This window comes from Delftia tsuruhatensis (assembly GCF_903815225.1).
In the GTDB taxonomy this organism is placed as follows: Bacteria; Pseudomonadota; Gammaproteobacteria; order Burkholderiales; family Burkholderiaceae_C; genus Comamonas; species Comamonas tsuruhatensis_A.
In genome coordinates, this window is record NZ_LR813084.1 from 5,867,362 (window position 1) to 5,889,651 (window position 22,290).

General features: G+C 68.1%; 19 protein-coding genes. 16 read left to right on the forward strand and 3 right to left on the reverse strand.

Annotation, left to right across the window (positions count from 1 at the left end):
* Nucleotides 1–138: 138 nt before the first annotated feature.
* From L1Z78_RS26735 to L1Z78_RS26755, 5 genes are all read left to right on the forward strand, one after another.
* The gene (locus L1Z78_RS26735) at nt 139–3,723 is read left to right on the forward strand and encodes an indolepyruvate ferredoxin oxidoreductase family protein (RefSeq protein WP_234639349.1); all 3,585 of its coding nucleotides are present in this window, start codon (nt 139–141) and stop codon (nt 3,721–3,723) included.
* 331 nt (nt 3,724–4,054) lie between these two features.
* Nucleotides 4,055–4,390: a preprotein translocase subunit YajC gene (gene yajC, locus L1Z78_RS26740; protein ID WP_234639350.1), complete on the forward strand. Its 336-nt coding sequence runs from the start codon at nt 4,055–4,057 to the stop codon at nt 4,388–4,390.
* Between the two features lie 91 nt (nt 4,391–4,481).
* On the forward strand, nt 4,482–6,404 hold the full coding sequence (gene secD / locus L1Z78_RS26745; RefSeq protein ID WP_234639351.1) for a protein translocase subunit SecD: 1,923 nt from the start codon (nt 4,482–4,484) through the stop codon (nt 6,402–6,404).
* Between the two features lie 13 nt (nt 6,405–6,417).
* Nucleotides 6,418–7,368, forward strand: coding sequence for a protein translocase subunit SecF (secF, locus tag L1Z78_RS26750; RefSeq protein WP_234639352.1), 951 nt, complete (start codon nt 6,418–6,420; stop codon nt 7,366–7,368).
* A gap of 39 nt (nt 7,369–7,407) precedes the next feature.
* Nucleotides 7,408–9,780: a DUF1631 family protein gene (locus L1Z78_RS26755; protein ID WP_234639353.1), complete on the forward strand. Its 2,373-nt coding sequence runs from the start codon at nt 7,408–7,410 to the stop codon at nt 9,778–9,780.
* A gap of 46 nt (nt 9,781–9,826) precedes the next feature.
* On the opposite strand, the gene dprA is transcribed toward L1Z78_RS26755, so the two are convergent.
* Entirely contained in the window at nt 9,827–11,023 is a 1,197-nt protein-coding gene (gene dprA, locus L1Z78_RS26760; RefSeq protein ID WP_234639354.1) for a DNA-processing protein DprA, read from the reverse strand.
* A gap of 25 nt (nt 11,024–11,048) precedes the next feature.
* Nucleotides 11,049–12,254: a LysM peptidoglycan-binding domain-containing protein gene (locus L1Z78_RS26765; RefSeq protein WP_234639355.1), complete on the reverse strand. Its 1,206-nt coding sequence runs from the start codon at nt 12,252–12,254 to the stop codon at nt 11,049–11,051.
* Nucleotides 12,255–12,454: 200 nt separating this feature from the next.
* On the opposite strand from L1Z78_RS26765, the gene def reads away from it, so the two are divergent.
* From def to L1Z78_RS26805, 8 genes are all read left to right on the forward strand, one after another.
* Entirely contained in the window at nt 12,455–12,967 is a 513-nt protein-coding gene (def, locus tag L1Z78_RS26770; protein ID WP_234639356.1) for a peptide deformylase, read from the forward strand.
* Nucleotides 12,964–13,494 (forward strand): outer membrane protein assembly factor BamE, encoded by a 531-nt coding sequence (locus L1Z78_RS26775; protein ID WP_234639357.1) that lies wholly within the window; start codon nt 12,964–12,966, stop codon nt 13,492–13,494. The genes def and L1Z78_RS26775 overlap by 4 nt, the downstream gene beginning before the upstream one ends.
* Before the next feature lie 35 nt (nt 13,495–13,529).
* The gene (gene fmt, locus L1Z78_RS26780) at nt 13,530–14,513 is read left to right on the forward strand and encodes a methionyl-tRNA formyltransferase (RefSeq protein ID WP_234639358.1); all 984 of its coding nucleotides are present in this window, start codon (nt 13,530–13,532) and stop codon (nt 14,511–14,513) included.
* Nucleotides 14,510–15,373 (forward strand): AzlC family ABC transporter permease, encoded by an 864-nt coding sequence (locus L1Z78_RS26785; protein WP_234639359.1) that lies wholly within the window; start codon nt 14,510–14,512, stop codon nt 15,371–15,373. Before fmt ends, L1Z78_RS26785 begins: the two co-directional genes overlap by 4 nt.
* Nucleotides 15,373–15,708: an AzlD domain-containing protein gene (locus L1Z78_RS26790; protein WP_234639360.1), complete on the forward strand. Its 336-nt coding sequence runs from the start codon at nt 15,373–15,375 to the stop codon at nt 15,706–15,708. The genes L1Z78_RS26785 and L1Z78_RS26790 overlap by 1 nt, the downstream gene beginning before the upstream one ends.
* Nucleotides 15,709–15,900: 192 nt before the next feature.
* Nucleotides 15,901–17,094 (forward strand): phosphoglycerate kinase, encoded by a 1,194-nt coding sequence (locus tag L1Z78_RS26795; protein WP_234642272.1) that lies wholly within the window; start codon nt 15,901–15,903, stop codon nt 17,092–17,094.
* Between the two features lie 120 nt (nt 17,095–17,214).
* Entirely contained in the window at nt 17,215–17,754 is a 540-nt protein-coding gene (locus tag L1Z78_RS26800; RefSeq protein WP_012202759.1) for a hypothetical protein, read from the forward strand.
* Entirely contained in the window at nt 17,751–18,350 is a 600-nt protein-coding gene (locus tag L1Z78_RS26805; protein WP_234639361.1) for a FlgO family outer membrane protein, read from the forward strand. Before L1Z78_RS26800 ends, L1Z78_RS26805 begins: the two co-directional genes overlap by 4 nt.
* 74 nt (nt 18,351–18,424) lie before the next feature.
* Here the strand turns inward: L1Z78_RS26805 and L1Z78_RS26810 are convergent, their stop codons facing one another.
* On the reverse strand, nt 18,425–19,306 hold the full coding sequence (locus tag L1Z78_RS26810; RefSeq protein WP_234639362.1) for a DMT family transporter: 882 nt from the start codon (nt 19,304–19,306) through the stop codon (nt 18,425–18,427).
* Nucleotides 19,307–19,394: 88 nt separating this feature from the next.
* On the opposite strand from L1Z78_RS26810, the gene pyrF reads away from it, so the two are divergent.
* The 3 genes from pyrF (at nt 19,395) to L1Z78_RS26825 (ending at nt 22,287) form a co-directional block, all read left to right on the forward strand.
* Nucleotides 19,395–20,222, forward strand: coding sequence for an orotidine-5'-phosphate decarboxylase (gene pyrF, locus L1Z78_RS26815; RefSeq protein ID WP_234639363.1), 828 nt, complete (start codon nt 19,395–19,397; stop codon nt 20,220–20,222).
* A gap of 20 nt (nt 20,223–20,242) precedes the next feature.
* The gene (locus tag L1Z78_RS26820; RefSeq protein WP_234639364.1) at nt 20,243–21,148 is read left to right on the forward strand and encodes a LysR family transcriptional regulator; all 906 of its coding nucleotides are present in this window, start codon (nt 20,243–20,245) and stop codon (nt 21,146–21,148) included.
* Nucleotides 21,149–21,303: 155 nt separating this feature from the next.
* Entirely contained in the window at nt 21,304–22,287 is a 984-nt protein-coding gene (locus L1Z78_RS26825; protein ID WP_234639365.1) for a Bug family tripartite tricarboxylate transporter substrate binding protein, read from the forward strand.
* Nucleotides 22,288–22,290: the final 3 nt, after the last annotated feature.

A 22,290-nucleotide genomic window follows, 5' to 3' on the forward strand; every position in this document is an offset into this window, starting at 1 on the left:
AAAGAACGCAAAGACCTATCCGACGAGCGCGAATACACTGAAAAAAGGCGATTTGGTTGCGACAACGAGTGCTGCGCATGCCTCTTTCCCGTCCCGGGCAAGACATGACACGGCACCGACCACTGATGGAGACAAGCCATGAATGCCCCACTGCCAGAAGACGTGCGCCGTGCCCTGGAGACGGTCACTCTCGACGACAAATACGCACTGCAGCATGGCCGTGCCTTCATGAGCGGTGTGCAGGCCCTGGTGCGCCTGCCCATGCTGCAGCGCCAGCGCGATGCCGCGGCCGGCCTGAACACCGCGGGCTTCATCAGCGGCTACCGGGGATCGCCCCTGGGCGGCTATGACCAGGCGCTATGGGCAGCGAAAAAGCACCTCGAAGCCAACAACATCGTCTTCCAGCCGGGCGTCAACGAAGAGCTGGGCGCCACGGCCGTCTGGGGCACGCAGCAGCTGGACCTGTATCCCGAGGCCAGGAAATTCGACGGCGTCTTCGGGCTGTGGTACGGCAAGGGACCGGGCGTGGACCGCTGCTCGGACGTGTTCAAGCACGCCAACATGGCGGGCACGGCAAGGCACGGCGGCGTGATCGCGCTGGCGGGCGACGACCACATCAGCAAGAGCAGCACGGCAGCCCACCAGAGCGACCACATCTTCAAGGCCTGCGGCACGCCGGTGTTCTTCCCCAGCAACGTGCAGGACATCCTGGACATGGGCCTGCACGCCTTCGCCATGAGCCGCTTCTCGGGCCTGTGGTCGGGCATGAAGACCATCCAGGAGGTGGTCGAGTCCTCGGCCAGCGTCTCGGTGGAGCCGGACCGCGTCAACATCATCCTGCCCGAGGATTTCCAGATGCCGCCCGGCGGCCTGCACATCCGCTGGCCTGACGCGCCGCTGGAGCAGGAGCAGCGGCTGATGAACTACAAGTGGTACGCGGCCCTGGCCTATGTGCGCGCCAATCGCCTCAACCACAACGTGATAGACGGCCCCAACGACCGCTTCGGCCTGATCGCCAGCGGCAAGGCCTACAACGACATGCGCCAGGCCCTGGCCGACCTGGGACTGGACGACGACACCTGCCGCCAGCTGGGCATCCGCGTGCACAAGGTCAACGTGGTCTGGCCGCTGGAGGCCACGATCACCCGCGACTTCGCGCGCGGCCTCCAGGAGATCCTGGTCGTCGAGGAAAAGCGCCAGGTCATCGAATACCAGATCAAGGAAGAGCTGTACAACTGGCGCTCCGACGTTCGGCCCAACGTGGTCGGCAAGTTCTCGGACGAGCACGGTGGCGAGTGGTCCGTGCCCAATCCCAGCACGGACTGGCTGCTGCGCCCCAATGCCGACCTGACGCCGGCCATCATCGCGCGCGCCATCGCCCAGCGCCTGACCAAGATCGGCGTGCCCGAGCACATCGCCCGGCGCATGCACGAGCGCATCGCCGTGCTCGATGCGCGCGAAGCCGCCCTCAAGGCCGCGCAGAGCCAGCCCACGGGCGACCGCGTGCCATGGTTTTGCAGCGGCTGCCCGCACAACACCAGCACCCGCGTGCCCGAGGGCAGCCGCGCCGTGGCCGGCATCGGCTGCCACTACATGACGGTGTGGATGGACCGCTCCACCAGCACCTTCACGCAGATGGGCGGCGAGGGCGTGACCTGGGTGGGCCAGGCACCCTTCACCAAGGATGCCCATGTCTTCGCCAACCTGGGCGACGGCACCTACTTCCACAGCGGCCTGCTGGCCATACGCCAGAGCATCGCGGCCGGCGTGAACATCACCTACAAGCTGCTGTACAACGACGCGGTCGCCATGACGGGTGGCCAGCGCGTGGGCGAGCGCCCCGAGGGCCACTCGGTGCTGCAGATCATGAACAGCCTCCAATCCGAGGGCGTGGCCAAACTGGTCATCGTCACCGACGAGCCCTCCAAGTACGACGGCGTGCCCCTGGCCGAAGGCGTGACCGTGCACCACCGCGACGAACTCGATCGCATCCAGCGCGAGTTCCGTGAGCTCAAGGGCTGCACGGCCATCATCTACGACCAGACCTGCGCCACCGAAAAGCGCCGCCGCCGCAAGCGCGGCACGCTGGCCACGCCCGACAAGACCGTGGTCATCAACGAGCTGGTCTGCGAAGGCTGCGGCGATTGCTCGGTGCAGTCCAACTGCCTGTCGGTCGAACCCGTGGAGACCGAATTCGGCCGCAAGCGCCGCATCAACCAGAACACCTGCAACAAGGACTACTCCTGCGTGAAGGGCTTCTGCCCCAGCTTCGTCACCGTCGAAGGCGGCAAGCTCAAGAAGCCCATGAAGGAAAAGAAGGGCGACCTGTCCGTGCTGCCGGGCATCCCCGAGCCCGTGCTGCCCGTGGCCGAGCAGGCCTGGGGCATCGTGGTGGCCGGTGTCGGCGGCACGGGCGTGATCACCATCGGCTCGCTGCTGGGCATGGCCGCCCACCTGGAGGGCAAGGGCGTGATCACCCAGGACGCGGCCGGCCTGGCGCAAAAGGGCGGCTCCACCTGGAGCCACATCCAGATCGCCAACCGCCCCGAGGCCATCTACACCACCAAGGTGGACATGGCCAAGGCCGACCTGGTGATCGGCTGCGACCCCATCGTCACGGCCACGCCCACCACCATGGCCGTGATGCAGCCGGGCCGCACCTTCGTGGCCCTCAACAGCCACGGCTCGCCCACGGCCGCCTTCGTCACCAACCCGGACTGGCAGGCACCCGATGACCGCTGCGCCAGCGCCCTGGCCCAGGCCGTCGGACCCGAACTGCTGGGCAGCTTCGACGCCGAGCAGGTGGCCGTGCAGTTGCTGGGCGACAGCATCTACACCAATCCCCTGATCCTGGGCTACGCCTGGCAGAAGGGCCGCGTGCCGCTGTCGCACGCCGCGCTGATGCGTGCCATCGAACTCAATGGCGTGCAGGCGGACAACAACAAGGCCGCCTTCGAATGGGGCCGGCGCTGCGCGCACGATCTGGCCGCCGTGCGTGCGCTGTTCCAGACCGCCCAGGTGATCCAGTTCGTCAGGAAGCCCTCGCTGACCGAGATGCTCGCCAAGCGCGTGGACTTCCTCACGGGCTACCAGAACACCGCCTACGCAGCCGAGTACCAGGCCTTCGTGGACAAGGTCCATGCGGCCGAGCGCGGACTGGGTGGCCAGGGCACGCGCCTGTCCGAGGCCGTGGCACGCTACCTGTTCAAGCTCATGGCCTACAAGGATGAGTACGAGGTCGCGCGCCTGCACACCGACGCGGCCTTCAGCGAGCGCATCAGCAGCATGTTCGAGGGCGACTACCGCGTGGTCCACCATCTGGCGCCACCCTCCTCGGCCGCCAAGGACGAGCACGGCCACCTGGTCAAGAAGGCCTACGGCCCCTGGATGCGCAAGGCCATGCAGGTGCTGGCGAAGATGAAGGGCCTGCGCGGCACGGCACTGGACCCCTTCGGTCGCACCGAGGAGCGTCGCACCGAACGTGCCCTGATCCAGGAATACCGCCAGTGCATCGAAGGCCTGCTGGCAGGACTCACGCCCGAGCGCCTGGCGCTGGCCGTGGAAATCGCCAGCATTCCCGAGGACATCCGCGGCTACGGCCATGTCAAGGAACGCAACCTGGCAGCGGCCCGCACCAAGTGGAAGGCGCTGATGGCACGCTGGAACGCTCCGGCGCGCGGCACGGCCGGCGGCGCCGGCCAGCCGGCCGTCGGCATCGCCTGAGCCCCCACGGCCCGGGCAGCGCCCGGGCCTCCTGTAAGATCGCCGCGCCGCCCGCACCGCAAGGTGCCGGGTGGCGCGGCTTGTTTGCTCAACCGCTTCTTTTCCGTCAGGCCGGGCGCAAAAATCACGAAAAACCGCGCTCCACCCCTTTAAAAACGGCAGATGGCAGCCAGTTGCAGCCATCGTCGCCGAAAAACCCGTGGCAGCCAGGTCCTGGCAGCCAACGCGGGTCGGGGCTGACGCATACAATGTTCCGTTCTCCTGCGCGGGCCCGTCCTTGTCGGTGCGCGCAGCGACCATTTTTCGACCTTCCGATCCTGGAGTCCTGCCCGTGTTTATTTCTTCCGCCTTTGCCCAGACCGCACCTGCAGCCGCCGCCTCTGGCGGTGACTTCATGTCCCAGCTGATGGGCATGGCCCCGCTGGCGCTGATGTTCGTGGTGCTGTACTTCGTGATGATCCGTCCGCAGATGAAGCGCCAGAAGGAACACCGCGCCATGGTCGAGGCGCTGGCCAAGGGCGACGAAGTGGCCACGGCCGGCGGCATCATCGGCCGCGTGACGCGCATGTCCGAGCAGTTCCTGCACATCGAGATCGCCTCGGGCGTCGAGATCCAGATCCAGCGCAGCGCCGTCGTGCAGGTGCTGCCCAAGGACACGCTGAAGTAAGCGCCGTCCCTGTCTTGCGGGTGTGCGGACCGCGCAGGCGGCGGCACACCCTTTTGTGCGTTGCTGTCTACAAAGAGCGAAGAGCGCGATCATGAACCGATATCCGGTCTGGAAGTACGCGATCATCGTGATCGCGCTGCTGGTGGGGGTGCTCTACACCCTGCCCAATTTTTTCGGTGAGGCGCCTGCGGTGCAGGTCTCCTCGGCCAAGGCCACCGTGAAGGTGGACACCGCGGTGCTGCACAAGGTCGAGGAGGCCCTGAAGGCCGCCGACGTCAGGCCTGACGTGCTGTCCATCGAAGGCACCTCGGTGCGGGCGCGCTTCAACACGCCCGACGAGCAGCTCAAGGCCAAGGACGTGATCCAGAAGGCCCTGATCCCCGATGCCGGCGACCCTGCCTACATCGTCGCGCTGAACCTGGTCTCGCGCTCGCCGCAGTGGCTGACGGCCATCGGCGCCAAGCCCATGTACCTGGGCCTGGACCTGCGCGGCGGCGTGCACTTCATGCTGCAGGTGGACATGGCCGCGGCCCTGACCAAGAAGGCCGACTCCTTCGCCGGCGACCTGCGCACCTCGCTGCGCGACAAGAACATCCGCCACGGCGGTGTCTCGCGCGACGGCAACAACGTCGAGATCCGTGTGCGCGACGAGGCCATGCTGACGGCCGCGCGCAACCTGATCTCCGACCAGTTTCCCGACCTGGCCGCCACTTCCGAGCCCGATGGAGCGGGCTTCAAGCTGCGCGCCACGATCAAGCCCGAGGCCCTGCGCAAGGTGCAGGAGCAGGCGCTCAAGCAGAACATCGTCACCCTGCACAACCGGATCAACGAACTGGGCGTTGCCGAGCCCGTGATCCAGCAGCAGGGCCTGGACCGCATCATCGTGCAACTGCCCGGTGTGCAGGACACGGCCAAGGCCAAGGACATCCTGGGCCGCACGGCCACGCTGGAGGTGCGCCTGGTCGATGAATCCTCCGAGGCGCGTGGCGCCGAGCTGGGCTCGGGCCCCGTGCCCTTCGGCTCCGAACGCTACCTGGACCGCAACAGCCAGGCCGTGATCGTGCAAAAGCAGGTCGTGCTCACCGGCGAAAACCTGACCGACGCCCAGCCCGGCTTCGACAGCCAGACCCAGGAGCCCACGGTCAACCTGGTGCTGGATGCCAAGGGCGCACGCATCTTCAAGGACATCACGCGCGAGAACGTGGGCAAGCGCATGGCCATCATCCTGTTCGAGAAGGGCAAGGGCGAGGTCGTGACGGCGCCCGTGATCCGCACCGAGATCGGCGGCGGACGCGTGCAGATCTCGGGCCGCATGACCACGGCCGAAGCCAACGACACGGCCCTGCTGCTGCGCGCCGGCTCCCTGGCCGCGCCCATGGAGATCATCGAGGAATACACCATCGGCCCCAGCCTGGGCGCCGACAACATCAACCGCGGCATCCACTCCGTGGTCTGGGGCCTGGTGGCCATCGCGGCCTTCATGTGCGTGTACTACATGCTGTTCGGCGTGATCTCCACGGTGGCCCTGTCGGTCAACGTGCTGCTGCTGCTGGCCATCCTGTCCATGCTGCAGGCCACGCTGACCCTGCCCGGCATCGCCGCCATGGCGCTGGCGCTGGGCGTGGCCATCGACTCCAACGTGCTGATCAACGAGCGCATCCGCGAGGAGCTGCGTGGCGGCGCCTCGCCGCAGGCCGCCATCCACGCGGGCTACGAGAACGCCTGGCACACCATCCTGGACTCGAACGTGACCACGCTGATCGCAGGCCTGGCGCTGCTGGCCTTCGGCTCCGGCCCGGTGCGCGGCTTCGCCGTCGTGCACTGCATCGGCATCCTGACCAGCATGTTCTCGGCCGTGTTCTTCTCGCGCGGCCTGGTCAACCTCTGGTACGGCCGACGCAAGAAGCTCAAGAGCGTCTCCATCGGCCAGGTCTGGAAGCCCGAGGACACGAGCGAACTGCGCTCGGTGGCCGCCAAGGGTACAAGCGCCGCCGATTCCGGCGCCAACAACTGAAAGGGGGAAGACCATGGAGTTCTTCCGCATCCGCAAAGACATCCCCTTCATGAAGTACGCGTTGATTCTCAACGCGATCTCCTTCATCACCTTCGCGCTGGCCGTGTTCTTCCTGGTCACGCGCGGCCTGCACCTGTCCGTGGAGTTCACGGGCGGCACCGTGATGGAAGTGGCCTACACCCAGCCTGCCAACATCGCCAAGGTGCGCGACACGGTCTCCGGCCTGGGCTATGCCGACGTCACGGTGCAGAACTTCGGCACCTCGCGCGACGTGATGATCCGCCTGCCCGTGCAAAAGGACGTGACGTCTGCCCAGCAAAGCGAGCAGGTGCTTGCCGCACTCAAGAAGGAAGACGCCGAGGTCACGCTGCGACGCACCGAGTTCGTGGGACCGCAGGTCGGCGACGAGCTGATGCACAACGGCCTGATGGCCCTGGGCTTCGTGGTGCTGGGCATCGTGATCTACCTGGCCATGCGTTTCGAATGGAAGTTCGGCGTGGCCGCGGTGATCGCCAACCTGCACGACGTGGTCATCATCCTGGGCTTCTTCGCGTTCTTCCAGTGGGAGTTCTCGCTGTCGGTGCTGGCCGGCGTTCTGGCCGTGCTCGGCTACTCGGTCAACGAGTCGGTCGTGATCTTCGACCGTATCCGCGAAGCCTTCCGCAAGTTCCGCAAGCTCAGCACCACCGAGGTGATCGACCACGCCATCACCAGCACCATGAGCCGCACCATCATCACCCACGCCTCCACCGAGGCCATGGTGCTGTCCATGTTCTTCTTCGGCGGCCCCAGCCTGCATTACTTCGCACTGGCGCTGACCATCGGCATCCTGTTCGGCATCTACTCCTCGGTCTTCGTGGCCGCCGCCATCGCCATGTGGCTGGGCGTCAAGCGCGAGGACCTGATCAAGGCCCCCAAGGCGGCCAACGATCCCAATGATCCGAACGCCGGCGCCACCGTGTAAGCGGATGTTTTTGACCTAGACCGGCTTACACTCGCGGGCATGTCTTCCCTGCCCACATCCTCCAACGCGCCTGCCGGCCCCCAGTCCGCACTGGGCCAGCAGGCGCGTTTGCATTGGATCCGCGGGCTGTGCAAGGGACTGCCCTCCGTCGCAGCACAACTCCAGGCGCAGATGGAGCAGCAGGCGCAGGCCGTGGGCACGCAACGGGAAATGCAGGAGCGGCGCGAGGCATGGGCCAACTACTGCCAGCGCCAGGCCGCCTGGCTGAGCGGCGGCACGCAGGCACTGCAAGGCGCACTGCTGCCTGGCAAGGCCGCACCAGCGCCCGCGCCGCAGCGCGGGGCACTGCAGTTCGAGCTGCTCAGCGACGACGTGGTGGAGAACAAGATACTGGCCTCCCGCATGGCGCTGGCCATGGGCGAGACCACGGCCCCTGCCTTCGATACGCTGCGCCTGCGCATGCAGCTCCTGGAAGACCGGGAGCTGCCCTCCGATGACATCCTGCGCAGCGAATCCGTGTGTCGGCACCTGGTCGAGCAATGGTTGCAGGCCGGCCTGCAACGCGGCGACCTGCAGCGCGTGCTGGACCTGTTGCAGGCGGCCCTGGCGCCCCTGCTTGCCGCCGGGTACCAGGCAGCCCATGTGCTGCTCGATGGCCAGGGCGTCACGCGCTCGCAGGACGTGGCCATGCGGGTACGGCGCACCGAGGCGGGCCACTCCACTCGCGCCATGGGCCTGGGATCGCCGACGGCCCCTGGCCCGTCGGCAACGCCGTCCTCCGGCCATGTGCCCGTACAGATGGGCAGCGGGCCGGCCCCATCCTCCTTTGCCACGCCTCCCCTCGGGCAGATGCCCGTGGGCCTGACCACGCTCGCGCGCGCGCGCCACCGCGCCCATGAGGTGGTCGGCCAGTTGCGCAGGCTGCTCATGCAGCCCGGCGTCGGCATGGCGGGCCTGGTGCCCGGCGTGGGTGGCACGGCTCCCCAGGCCCCGGCGTCGGCGGCCCTGGCACAGGCCCTGCTGGAGCAGCGTGTCGTGGCGCAGACCCAGTACCAGCAGATGCTGGCCCAGGGGCTGACCACGCTGCACATCGATGCCAGTCCGGCCGCCATCGGCCACCTGGTGGGCCAGGTGCGCGAGCGTTCGGCCGACCTCAAGCGCAAGGCGGCCACCCCGGGCGAGAAGGCCACTATCGAGATCGTGGCCCTGATGTTCCAGGCCATCCTGACCGAAGACCGGATCCCGCCTTCGGTGCGGGTCTGGTTCGCCCGCCTGCAGGTGCCCGTGCTGCGCGTCGCGCTGGCCGAGCCGGACTTCTTCAGCAACCTGCGCCATCCGGCCCGGCTGCTGATCGACCGCCTGGGCTCCTGCGTGATGGGCTTCGATGCCTCCAGCATCGGCGGCAGCGCGCTGGAATCCGAGATCCGGCGCATCGTCCAGGTCATCGAGCAGTACCCGGAGACCGGCCAGAAGGTGTTCGTGCTGGTGCTGCGCGAGTTCGAGGACTTCCTGGCGCGCTACCTGACCCAGTCACAGGACAAGGCCAAGATCGTCAGCGTGGCCCAGCAGGTCGAGCAAAAGGAAACCCTGGCCATCCAGTACACCATCGAGCTGCGCCACCTGCTCACCGACATGCCGGTGCGCGAGGAGATCCGGGAATTCCTGTTCAAGACCTGGACCGAGGTGCTGGCCCTGGCCGCCGTGCGCCATGGCGCCAAGGACGCCCGCACCATGCGCTTCAAGCAGGCGGCCAGCGAACTGGTCTGGGCCGCCAGCGCCAAGCCCACGCGCCAGGAGCGCTCCCGCGTCATCCAGACGCTACCGACGCTGCTGCAGACCCTGCGCGAAGGTCTTGCCCTGATCGGCACCACGGGCGATGCGCAGTCCGCGCGCATCAAGCAGGTCACCGACACGCTGGCCGAGGCCTTCGTCTCCAAGACCGCCACCATCGCCCCTGCGCGCATCGAGGCCATGGCCCAGCGGCTGGCCCATCTGGAACAATACATCAGCGAAGACGGCAGCCTCGACGAGGACATGCCGCTGTCGCCCGAGAACATCGAAATGATCCTGGGCGTGGACACGGCCGGCCTCAACGTCATCCCGAGCACCAACACGCCCGTGGAGCCGGTGATGCTGGAATGGGCCACCTCGCTGGAGCCGGGCCGCTGGTTCACGCTGGACCACAACGGCGCGCGCATCCAGGTGCAGTACGCCTGGCGCAGCCGCCGCAAGCAGCTGCACCTGTTCGCCGCGCTCGACGGCACCTGCCATCTGCTGCAGCTGCGGCGCATGGCCTCCTACCTGCAATCGGGCCTGCTGTCGGTGCACGACGAGGAGGCACTGACCGTGCGCGCCACGCGCGATGCGCTGCAAAAGATCCAGGCCAATCCCGAAAGGCTGAGCGCCCCCTGAGGCGGCGCCCGCCCTCCGTGCCGTCTCGCGCGCGAGGGCGCCGCCGTCAGGCCAGGGACAGGCGCTGGTAGAGGCCGCCGGGCAGGCGTTCGATGCGGCCCTCGAGTTCCAGCTCCAGCAGGCGGGCCTGCTGGACGGCCGCGTCCATGCCGGTGCGGTCCATGAGCGCATCGAGCGACAGCGGATCGTGGGACAGCGCGCGCAGGGTGGGATCCCTGTCCTCTTCGGGCGCTGGTGCGGCCGCCGATGGTGATGGCATGGCGGGCAGTCGCGTCGCCATGCCCTGCAGTTCATCGAGCACATCCTGGGCCGTCTCCACCAGCTTGGCCCCCTGGCGCAGCAATGCATGGCAGCCGCGCGACTGCGGCGCGTGGATGGAGCCCGGGATGGCGAACACCTCGCGGCCCTGCTCCGAAGCCAGGCGGGCCGTGATCAAAGAGCCCGACTGCAAGGCAGCCTCCACCACCAGCGTGCCCTGGGACAGCCCTGCGATGATGCGATTGCGCTGGGGGAAATTCGTGGCCATGGGTCCCGTTCCCAGGGGGTATTCGCTGACGATCAGTCCCTGGCAGGCCACCTCGCGCGCCAAAGCCGTGTGGCTGCGTGGATAGACCTGGTCCAGGCCCGTTCCCACGACGGCAATGGTGCGTGGCATGTTCTCCAGACCCATGCCCGGCACCGCCCGCAGCGCGCCTTCGTGGGCCGCGCCATCCACGCCCTGCGCCAGGCCCGAGACGATGCACAGGCCCGCCTCGGCCAAGGCCTGGGCCATGGCACGCGCATTGCTCGCCCCCTGCGCGGTCGGGCTGCGGCTGCCAACCATGGCCAGGGACTGCGGATACGGAAACCAGGGGCCCGCACCCACCATGCACTGCACGCTGCCCTGCACATGGAGCAGCAGCGGAGGATCCTCGGTCTGCAGCAGCGCCTGCGGGTAACGGGGATGGCCCAGCGGGACGACCGCGTGCAGTTGTCCGTCCACGGCCTCGTCCAGCCATTGCCCGGTGGCGGACAGCACCGGTTCGAGACGCGGCGGCATGGCACCCAGAGCATGGGCCTGGGCCTCCGTCACCAGGCGCTGCCAGCGCGAGGGCGGACCGCCCCAGATGTCCAGCACACCGTCGCAGGCCGCCAGCAGGCGGCGGGCCGTGGCCCGGCCTACCCCGGGCGTCAGCAGCAGCCGCAGCCAGGCGCGCAACTCCTCGGGAGCCATCCGGTCAATGGGCTGGAGCACGGCCGCCATGGCACTGCCGACGTGCCGCCTTGGCTCAGGGTTCCGGCGAGGTCAGGCTGTCGCCCACCTCGACACCGCGCCGCGCCTCCAGGATCAGCGCGTAGGAAACCCGGTCGAAGGTACGGAACACCATGGCATAGCCATTGCGCTCGTCGGGCAGCTGGACCTCTTCCTTCTTCTCGCCGGTCTTGTCGATGATGCGCACGCCACGGCGCACCAGTTCCAGCACCGTGCCCACATCCATGCCATCCTGCGCGCCCTTGTTGATGGAGACGACCTGGTTGTTCGCCGCCCAGCGCACGGCCTGGTCGCCGTACAGCGAAACCACATGGGCCTTCACGGCCTGCCGGGGCGCATGCGGCGCATAGTTCATGTAGCTGCGCTCGGGGGCTGGCAGCAGGCGGTCGCCGGCGCGCATCTCGCTCTTGGAGCGCGACAGGTCCACGGTGGCGGGAGAAGCCTGCGCATGCCGCTCGCCCTTGCTGTCGATGATCTCCAGCGTGGTCTCGCCCTCGACGAGATCGGCCAGGCCCAGGTACTTGGCCTCGTAGCCCAGCACCTCGCCGGAGACAGGGTCCTTGAGCGCCACGGCATCGCGGAAGACCCGGAACTGCCGGGGAAGGCCATCGCCCTTGCGCAGCGGCGCCTCGGCCAGGCCGCGCGCATAGGCGCGATCGCCACTGGCCATGATCACACGCTCGTCCGTGGTGGCGATGATGCGGGGTGCGCGCAGCAGCGTGCCCTCGTCGACGACCAGCGGCTCCGCCAGGAACGGCTCGATCAGGTGGGGCTGCAGCGTGGGCAGGGCTGCCTGCGCCAGCGACTCGCTGCGCGTGCGCGGCGTCACGCGCACCACGCCGGGCTCGCCGCCATCGCCGGCGGGCCGTGCCGTGCTCAGGCGCGCATAGCCGTCGCGCTTGTCCAGGAACAGCACCTGGCCCGGATAGATGAGGTGGGGGTTGGAGATGGCCTGCATGTTCATGCCCCACAGCTCGGGCCAGCGCCAGGGACGGCGCAGGTACATGCCGGAGATGCCCCACAGCGTGTCGCCCCGCTTGACGGTGTAGCTGTCGGGCGCATCGGGCGCCAGTTCACCCACGGGAATGCCCTGCTGCGCCACCTGCTGGGCGGCCGAGCGCTGCGAGGCCGTCACCGGATACTGCTGCGCGTGGGCGGCCGCGAGCGCGGTGATCAGGGCCGTTGCGACAGTCCAGGAACGGGCGTTGGCGAATGCAGTCATGGAATTCCTCTTCTTGTGGCGTGACGCAGCGTCCCTCCTAGGCACTGCGGCATGGCCGATCTTGTCACGAACAGCCATACAGGTCTTACAAATCAGCAAAGATTCTGCGTGCAAGGCCTTGAGAGGGCAACGCTTATTGCATCCACCGGCTGCGCCCAGGCAGAAAAGTGGCGAAAATAACGACATTCACCGACCAAGCCATGTCCATTCTGCCCATTCTTTGCTATCCCGACCCCCGCCTGCACACCGTCGCCAAGCCGGTCGCCAAGGTCGATGACCGCATCCGCCAGCTGGTCCAGGACATGTATGCCACCATGTACGACGCCCAGGGCGTGGGCCTGGCAGCCACCCAGGTGAATGTCCACGAACGCGTGGTCGTGGTCGATGTCTCCGAAGGACGCAACGAGCCCTTCGCGCTGATCAACCCCGAACTGCTGTGGGCCAGTGAGGAAAAGCAGCTGGGCGAGGAGGGCTGCCTGTCCGTGCCCGGCATCTACGACGGCGTGGAGCGCTCCACGGCCGTCCGCATCAAGGCCCTGGACGAGAACGGCAACGAACGCATCATCGAGGCCGAAGGCTTCAAGGCCATCTGCATCCAGCACGAGATGGACCACCTGATGGGCAAGGTCTTCGTCGAGTACCTGTCGCCCCTCAAGCGCAACCGCATCAAGACCAAGCTGCTCAAGCAGCAGAAACAGGCCGAACGCGCATGACCTACCCGCCAGCGCTCCGCTTCAGGCCGCGCTGGAGGATGGACGGCGCGGCCGCCCTGTGCGCGCTGCTGGTGCTGTGCCTGCTGCTGGCCGGCTGCACCGTGCCCGAGTGGCAAAAGCCCGGAACGCCGCGCGCCGAGATTGAACGCGGCATGGGCCGCCCGACCCTGAGCCTGCCGCTGGACGGCGGCGGCACGCGCCTGGTCTACAGCCGGCAGCCCGCGGGCCAGCAGGTCTACCACATGGATTTCGACGACAACCAGCGTCTGGTACGCGTGGAGCAGGTGCTCACCATCGAACGCTTCCACGCCCTGCGCAATGGCGAGGACACCCGGGAAAGTGTGGGCCAGCTGTTCGGCCCGCCTGCGCTGATCGAGAAGGTCTACAGTTTCAACGGCGACATCTGGACCTACCGTATCCTGGAAAATGGCATTCGCCGCCAGGCCCATGTGCATATCGACCCCGCCGGCGTGGTACGCCGCGTGATGTTCACCGACGAAGTGTTCAACGACGACGACCGCCGCTGAGCCTGCACACCGTCCCACTGTCCCTACTGGATTGCATGAGAGTCATTTTTGCCGGTACGCCCGAGTTCGCGCGCGTTGCCCTTGAACGCCTGCTCGCCGCGGGCTTCACCGTCCCCCTGGTGCTGACCCAGCCCGACCGTCCCGCCGGGCGCGGCATGAAGCTGCAGGCCTCGCCCGTCAAGCAGTGCGCGCTGGAGCATGGCATTGTCGTGGCCCAGCCGCGCAGCCTGCGCCTGGACGGCAAATACCCGGAAGAGGCCGCCGCCGCCCGCGCCGCCATCGAAGCGGCCAGGGCCGATGTCATGGTCGTGGCCGCCTACGGACTGATCCTGCCCCAGTGGGTGCTCGATGCGCCCCCGCGCGGCTGCCTGAACATCCACGCCAGCCTGCTGCCACGCTGGCGCGGCGCCGCCCCCATCCACCGCGCCATCGAGGCCGGCGATGCCGAGACCGGCGTCACCATCATGCAGATGGATGCGGGCCTGGACACGGGCGACATGTGCCTGGTCGAGCGCCTGCCCATTACCGCCGACGACACCACGGCCAGCCTGCACGACAAGCTGGCCGACCTGGGCGGGCGTCTCATCGTCGAGGCGCTGGAGATGAGCGCCTGCGGCGGCCTGCCGCGCACGCCCCAGCCCGCCGAAGGCGTGAACTACGCGCACAAGATCGAAAAGGCCGAAAGCCAGATCGACTGGCGCCAGGATGCCGAGGCCATTGCCCGGCGCCTGCGCGCCTTCAACCCCTTCCCGGGCGGCGCCACGCAGTACGGTACTGAAGCCATCAAGGTCTGGGAGGCTCACGCCGATCCCGCCGTCGCCGCAGCGACGGCAGCCCCCGGCACCGTGCTGTCCGCAGGCGCCGACGGCGTGCGCGTGGCCTGCGGCAATGGCGTGCTGTGCATGACGCTGCTGCAGCGCGCAGGCGGCAAGCGGCTGGCGGCGGGCGATTTCCTGCGCGGTTTCGATCTGCCTGAAGGAGCCGTCCTGGAAGGCGCTGCCGACGGCGGCACGCCATGAACCTGCAGCCCCTGGTGGAGCGCGCACGCGGCATTGCGCGCGATCCCGCCTTCATGACCGGCGTGCGCGACATGTCGGGCACGGCGCTGGGCATAGGCGCCTGGGGCCTGGTCACGGGCGTGGCCATGATCAAGAGCGGCATGTCCCTGCCCCTGGCGCTGTTCATGGGCCTGCTGGTCTATGCAGGCAGTGCCCAGCTGGCCGTGCTGCCGCTGATGGCCGTGGGCGCGCCCATGTGGGTGGTCTGGTTCACGGCCATCTGCGTGAACCTGCGCTTCGTCATCCTCAGCAGCATGTGGCGCAGCTACTTTGCCCACCTGCGCCTGCGCCACCGCCTGGCCATCGCCTATTTCAGCGGCGACGTGATCTTCGTGGGCTTCATGAAGCGCTACCCCGATGCCCGACCCCAGCCCGAGCAGCTGCCCTATTTCTGGGGTGCCGCCTCGACCAACTGGCTGGCCTGGCAGATCCCGTCCACGCTGGGCATCCTGCTGGCCGACCAGGTGCCGCTGTCCTGGGGCCTGGGCTTTGCCGGCGTGCTGGCCCTCATGGGCGTGCTGCTGTCCATGCTCAACGACCGTGCCACCTGGGTGGCAGGCGCGGTTGCGGCCAGCGCGGCCGTGGCGGCCTTTGCGCTGCCGCTCAAGCTCAATATCCTCGTGGCCATCGCGGCGGCCGTGGCCGCAGGCCTGCTGGCGGAAACGCTGCAGCAGCGGCTGCGCGCACGGCAGGCGCCTGAAAAAGGGGAGCCGGGCCCGGTGATTCTCCCGCCCGATACAGCCCGCGGCGAGCGCCATGCCCGGCTGCCGCTGGACGAAGACGCACGGCCCGTGGAAACCAAGGAAAAGGAGACGCTCTGATGGATCTGTCCTGGCTGTGGCCCTGGCTGGCCTGCGTGGGCCTGGCGGCCATCACGCTGTTCACACGCGCCTTCTTCCTGATTCCCGAGCGCGAAGTGCCCTTGCCGCAATGGCTCAAGCGTGGCCTCAAGTACGCGCCGCTGGCGGCCCTGGCGGCCGTGATCGCGCCCGAGATCGTGATGACCAACGGCAGGCTGATCGCCACCGTGGTCGATGCGCGCCTGCCGGCCCTGGCTTGCGCGGTCATGTATTTTTTTTACAAGCGCAGCATCATGGGCACGATCGCGCTCGGCATGGCGGTCTATCTGCCACTGCATATCGGCCTGGGCTGGTAGGCACAGCGCGGCACAGCGCGGCCGAGAGCGCCCCGCCGCCCGGCTGAAACCGGATTACAGGCGCTCCTGATGCCCCGGATCGCCGGTGCGCACGCCCGCTGCCAGGGTGGGCACGCCGCCTACAATGGCCGCGCTTTACCTCTTTTTCGTTTCAATTCCATGGCGATCGCCACCGATCGCAACGCCGCCGTCATGAACATTCTCCGTTTCTCCGATCTGTGCGCCCAGGGCAAGGCCCAGGGCCAGCGCGTCTTCATCCGCGCCGACCTCAACGTGCCCCTGAACGATGCCGGCGAGATCACCGAGGACACGCGCGTGCGCGCCTCCGTGCCCGCCATCGAGATGGCCCTGAAGGCCGGCGCCGCCGTGATGGTCACCAGCCACCTGGGCCGCCCCACCGAAGGCGAGTTCAAGCCCGAGGACTCGCTGGCCCCCGTCGCGCGCTGCCTGGGCGAGCTGCTGGGCCGTGAAGTACCCCTGGTCGCCAACTGGGTGGATGGCGTGCAGGTCACGCCCGGCCAGGTCGTGCTGCTGGAGAACTGCCGCGTCAACGTCGGCGAGAAGAAGAACAAGGAAGAACTGGCCCGCAAGCTGGCCGCGCTGTGCGACATCTTCGTGCACGACGCCTTCGGCACCGCACACCGCGCCGAAGGCACCACCTACGGCATCGCCCAGTTCGCACCCATTGCCTGCGCGGGTCCCCTGCTCTCGGCCGAGATCGACGCCATCACCCAGGCCCTGGCCAACCCGCGCCGCCCGCTGGCCGCCATCGTGGCCGGCTCCAAGGTATCGACCAAGCTGACCATCCTGCAGTCGCTGGCGAAGAACGTGGACCAGCTCATCGTGGGCGGCGGCATCGCCAACACCTTCATGCTGGCCGCCGGCCTGAACATCGGCAAGAGCCTGGCCGAGGCCGATCTGGTCGGCGAGGCCCGTGCCGTGATCGACGCCATGGCCGCACGCGGCGCCGAGGTGCCGATTCCCACCGACGTGGTGGTCTCCAAGACCTTTGCGGCCGATGCGCCCGCCACCGTCAAGAAGGCCACCGAAGTCGCTGACGACGACCTGATCCTGGACATCGGCCCCGAGACCGCGGCCCGTCTGGCCGAACAGCTCAAGAAGGCCGGCACCATCGTCTGGAACGGTCCCGTGGGCGTGTTCGAGTTCGACCAGTTCGCCAACGGCACCAAGGTCGTGGCCCAGGCGATTGCCGAGTCCGAGGCCTTCAGCATCGCCGGTGGCGGCGACACCCTGGCCGCCATCGCCAAGTACGGCATCGAGGACAAGGTGGGCTACATCTCCACGGGCGGCGGTGCCTTCCTGGAAGTGCTGGAAGGCAAGACCCTGCCGGCCTTCGAGATCCTGCAAAAGCGCGCCAACGGCTGAGCACGGCAACATCCGGATACGGGGCACTTTCTTGTCAGTGCCTCGCGGCGAAGCCACAATCGACACTTTGCGCAGCTGCAGCAATCCGCCGCAGCGCGCCCCCGCACCGAGGAGAAATCCATGCGATCGTTCAAATCCGCCGGCGGCCTGGCCCTGGCGGGCCTCTGCCTGGCCCTGGCGGGCTGCGTCAATGCACCGATGACCAGCTACTTCGAAGCCACGGCCCAGCCCAAGATCGGCGCTGCCGGCCACTGGGACTCCGTGGCCAACGATGTCGTCGCCAAGACGCTGGAAACACTGCAAAAGACCGGCATCGAGCGCACCACGCCGGTCCATGTGGCCCTGCCGGCCGAGCCCAGCCAGTTCGACAAGGGCTTTCGTGAGCTGATCATCACCAAGCTCGTGCAAAGCGGCGTGACCGTCATGCAGCAGCCGGCCCAGGCCCAGCTGCAGGTCAGCTACGGCGCCCAGGTCGTGCGCCACGGCAAGCGCCTGCCCAACCCCGAACTCGTGCTGACGACGACGGTGGTGCGCAACAACCAGTACCTGGCGCGCAAGACCGACGTCTACTACCTTGAAAAGAGCGACGCCGTGCTGTTCACGGCCGAGGACGAGCGCCCCGAATTCCCCGCCAAGAACCTGAAGGTGGTGGGCCAATGACGCTGCGCACGCCTCTCCTGCCGGCCGCGCTGGCTGCGGCGGCCCTGCTGTCCGCCTGCGCCGTGCCCGCTCCCGCGCCCACGCCCGAATCGTCGGCCGCACGCCGCGGCGAGCCCACCTACCAGTCGGCCGCAGCCAACCCCTTCATCGCCAGCAGCCGCGCGGCCGTGGACGAGCTGGTCAGGGGGCTGAACACCGAGGAACTGGGCGAGGCGCCCGTGCTCGTGGCCACCGTGGTCAACGTCAACGACCTGACGCGCTCGGCTCCCCTGGGCCGCACGCTCAGCGAGCTGTACGCCTCCCAGCTGTCCGCCAAGGGCTACAACGTCAAGGAACTGAAGCTGCGCGGCGATGTGTACGTCAAGGAAGGCACGGGCGAACTGCTGCTGTCGCGCGAGATCAAGGACATCGCCCGCAACCACAATGCGGCCCTGGTCCTGGTGGGCACATACTCGGCGGCTGCCAAGTACACCTATGTGAGCCTGAAGCTGGTTCGCACCGACGACAGCCGCATCGTGCGCAGCCACGACTACGCGCTGCCCAACAACATCGACATCCAGCGCCTGCTGGGCGCTCCGGCCACGGCGCAACGCTGAGGCCCTGCAGCCTGCCTGCGCCCGTGTTCGCAGTCAGGCTGCGTCTTCTTCCCCTGACCTTCGCCTGATTCCCCTCAGCGGCCGCGCGCCGGCCACAGCACCGAGGCGATGGCCACCACCATCAGCGCCACGGCCGTCCAGTCCTGCCAGTGCAGCACCTCGCCCAGCCACCAGGCGCCGCTGAACACGCCCAGCACGGGGATCATCATCACGCTCAGCGTGGACGCCACGGGGGGCAGGCTGCGCGCCAGGAAGAACCAGACCGTCTGGCCAAAGCCCAGCACCAGCACACCGTTGAAGACGATGGCGCCCGTGGCCTGCGCATCGGGCCATTGCCACAGGTGGCGCTCGAAGACGCAGGCCAGCACCGTGAGCGTCAGCGCGGTCAGCGCCACCATCCACAGCGTCATCGTCAGCAGGGGCACGGGCACCTCGGCGCGGCGCAGCTTCTGGGTGCCGAAGGCCCAGCTCAGCGCGGCGGCCAGCATCAGGCCCACGCCGATGGGGCGGCTGCCCAGGGCGCCGACCTCGTGCCACAGCAGCAGGAGCACGCCCGCCAAGGCCGCCGCCACACCAGCCCAGGCGCGCGGCGCCAGCCGGTCATGAAAGAACAGGCTGCCCAGCACGGCCGAGAAGATGGGCATGGTGTAGCCCAGGATGGCCGCCCGCCCGCTGGACAGCATGGGAATGGCAATGATGATCAGGCTGTTCCACAGCACCATGTTGAACAGCGTCAGCTGCGCCAGCCGGGGCCAATAGGCGCGCGGCACGGACAGCGGCAGGCGGCGCCAGACCACGAAGGCCGCCAGGATGGGCAGGCCCACCCACATCGAGGCCATGCGGAAACTCAGCGGCGGGAAATGCTGCACGCCCAGCTTCATCACCGGCCAGTTGATGCCCCAGATCAGGGTCAGCGCGATCAGCAAAAGGATTTGTCGGGCGGTGAAGGCAGGCATAGGCCGCCGATTGTGCCTCCGGGCCGCCAGGCCCGCTGGATGCCCGGCGACAGGCCCCGGGAAGGGCCGATCGCTAAAATCGCGCCCCATGACCTTTCTCGACATGCTGCGCAATGCCACCGCCCAGAACCAATCCATGCTGTGCGTGGGCCTGGACCCCGAACCCAGCCGCTTTCCTGCGGCCATGCGCGGCGATGCAAGCAAAATCTATGATTTCTGCGCCGCCATCGTCGAGGCCACGGCCGACCTGGTGAACTCCTTCAAGCCCCAGATCGCCTACTTCGCGGCCCACCGCGCCGAGGACCAGCTGGAAAAGCTCATGGCCCACATGCGCGCCGTCGCGCCCCATGTGCCCATCATCCTGGACGCCAAGCGCGGCGACATCGGCTCCACCGCCGAGCAATACGCCAAGGAAGCCTTCGAGCGCTACGGCGCCGACGCCGTGACCCTGTCGCCCTTCATGGGCTTCGACTCCATCACGCCCTACCTGCAGTACGAGGGCAAGGGCGCCTTCCTGCTGTGCCGCACCTCCAACCCCGGCGGCGACGACCTGCAGGCCCAGCGCCTGGCCGACCTGCCGGGCCAGCCCCACCTGTTCGAGCATGTGGCGCGCCTGGCGCAAGGCCCCTGGAACACCAACGGCCAGCTCGGCCTGGTGGTGGGCGCCACGCGCCCGCAGGAGATCGAGCGCGTGCGTGAATTCGCGCCCTCGCTGCCGCTGCTGATTCCCGGGGTGGGCGCCCAGGGTGGCGACGCCGTGGCCACGGTCAAGGCGGCGCGCATCGGCGGCGGCCCCATCGTCATCAATTCCTCGCGCGCGGTGCTCTATGCGTCACAGGGCGAGGACTTCGCTGCCGCCGCCCGCACCGCCGCCCAGGCCACGCGCCAGACGCTGCAAGACGCAGCCGCCGCCTGAGACGGCAGGCAAGCCCGGCCATGCAAGGCAAATGGCTGGAAGACTTCCTGCTGCTGGCCCAGGAGCGCAGCTTCACGCGCGCGGCCGAGCTGCGCCATGTCACCCATCCGGCCTTCGGGCGTCGCATCCGCGCGCTGGAGGCCTGGGCCGGCACGCCGCTGGTGGAGCCCGGCGGCGGCCCCGTGCGGCTGACCCCGGCCGGCGAAGCCTTCCGCGACACGGCCGAGCAACTGGTGCGCACGCTCGCCCAGTCGCACGATGAACTGCAGGCCGTGGCCGGGCGCCAGGCCCGCGTCATCACCCTCGCCACGGGGCGCACGCTGGCGCGCACCATCGTGGCCGACTGGCTGACACGCCACGGCAGCGTGCTGCAGACGGCCGAGCTGCGCGTGGTCACGCGCACGCTGGACGAGACCGTGGCCATGCTGCAGCGCGGCGAAGTCAGCTTCACGCTGGTCTACCACCACGCCGCCATTGGCGTGCGCCTGGATGGCCGCCAGTTCAGCTACCTGACGGTGATGCAGGACAAGCTGGTGCCCGTGGCCCGCGCCGATGCCCAGGGCCGCCCGCTGTACGAGCTGTCGTCCAGCCACCAGCCCGTCGCTCCCGTGCCCTACCTGGCCTTCTCGCACAGCATGGCCCTGGGCCGGCTGGTGGAAGACCACCTGGCGCGGCATCCGCTGGCGCCGCGCCTGCGCCGCTGCGTGGACTGCGACTCGGCCGACGCCCACTACGAATATGTGCTGCGCGGCCTGGGCGTGGCCTGGATGCCGTGGTCCATGGTGCGCGGCGACTGCCAGGCCGGCCGCCTGGCCGTGGCCGGCGACCCGGGCCTGGAAGTGCACTTCGACGTGCGCCTGTACCGTCCCAAGCGCCACCTGGGCCCCGCGGCCGAGCAGTTCTGGAGCGACATCACGGGCGCCTGACGGGTGCATGCATGCGCCCTCCTGGTGCAAACCCGCACCGCGCTGTGGAACAAGCGGGTTTTGGTGCCGCAATGGCTCTGCCTCGTGCCGAATCAGCACCAAATGCCTGGGTAGTCCTTCGCACAATCAATCTCATACATTTCAGGAATAACCCCATGCCCAGCAACTCCCTCCTGCGCCGCACCGCCCTGGCCTGCGGCCTGCTGATCGCCGCCACCGGCAGCGCCCTCGCCGACGACGCCGCCAGCTACCCCAACCGTGCCATCACCATGATCGTGGGCTACCCCGCTGGCGGCAGCACCGACCTGGTGGGCCGCTTCGTGGCCGATGGCCTGGCCTCGCGCCTGGGCCAGCCCGTGGTGGTGGAGAACCTGGGCGGCGCGGGTGGCGCCATCGGCGCGCAAAAGGCCGTCAAGGCCATGCCTGACGGCTACACCCTGTTCGTGGGCGCCAACAACGAGCTGGCCATTGCACGGCTGATCAACAAGAGCATCAAGTACTCCATCGGCGACTTCACGCCCATCGGCATGATCGGCTCCCAGCCCATGGTGCTGGTGGCCTCGCAGAAGGCCGGCGTCAAGACCGCCGCCGAGTTCAGCGCCCTGGTGGCCAAGAACCCGGGCAAGTTCAGCTACGGCAGCTCGGGCGTGGGCACGGCACTGCACCTGGCCGGTGAAATGATCAAGGAGCAGGGCAAGCTGCACATGACCCACATCCCCTACCGGGGCGTGGCGCCCCTGACCACGGACCTGGTGGGCAACAACATCGAGTTCGGTATGTTCGTGCTGTCCTCGGGCCTGCCCCAGATCCGCGCGGGCAAGGTCATCGCCCTGGGCACGACGGAGGCCAAGCGCTCGGCCATCACGCCCGACATCCCGGCCCTGTCCGAGCTGCCCCAGTACAAGAACGTGGACATCAACGTCTGGTTCGCGCTGATGGCGCCCAAGGGCCTGCCCGCACCCGTGGCCGCCAAGGTCAAGAAGGCGCTGGACGAGACCATGGCCTCGCCCGAGTTCCGCAAGAAGATGGAAGAGTCGGGCTCGGTCGTGGCCGATCCCAAGACCGATGCCGGCAAGTACATCAACGCCGAGATCGCCAAGTACACCAAGATCGTCCAATTTGCCCACATCGAGAACTGAGTC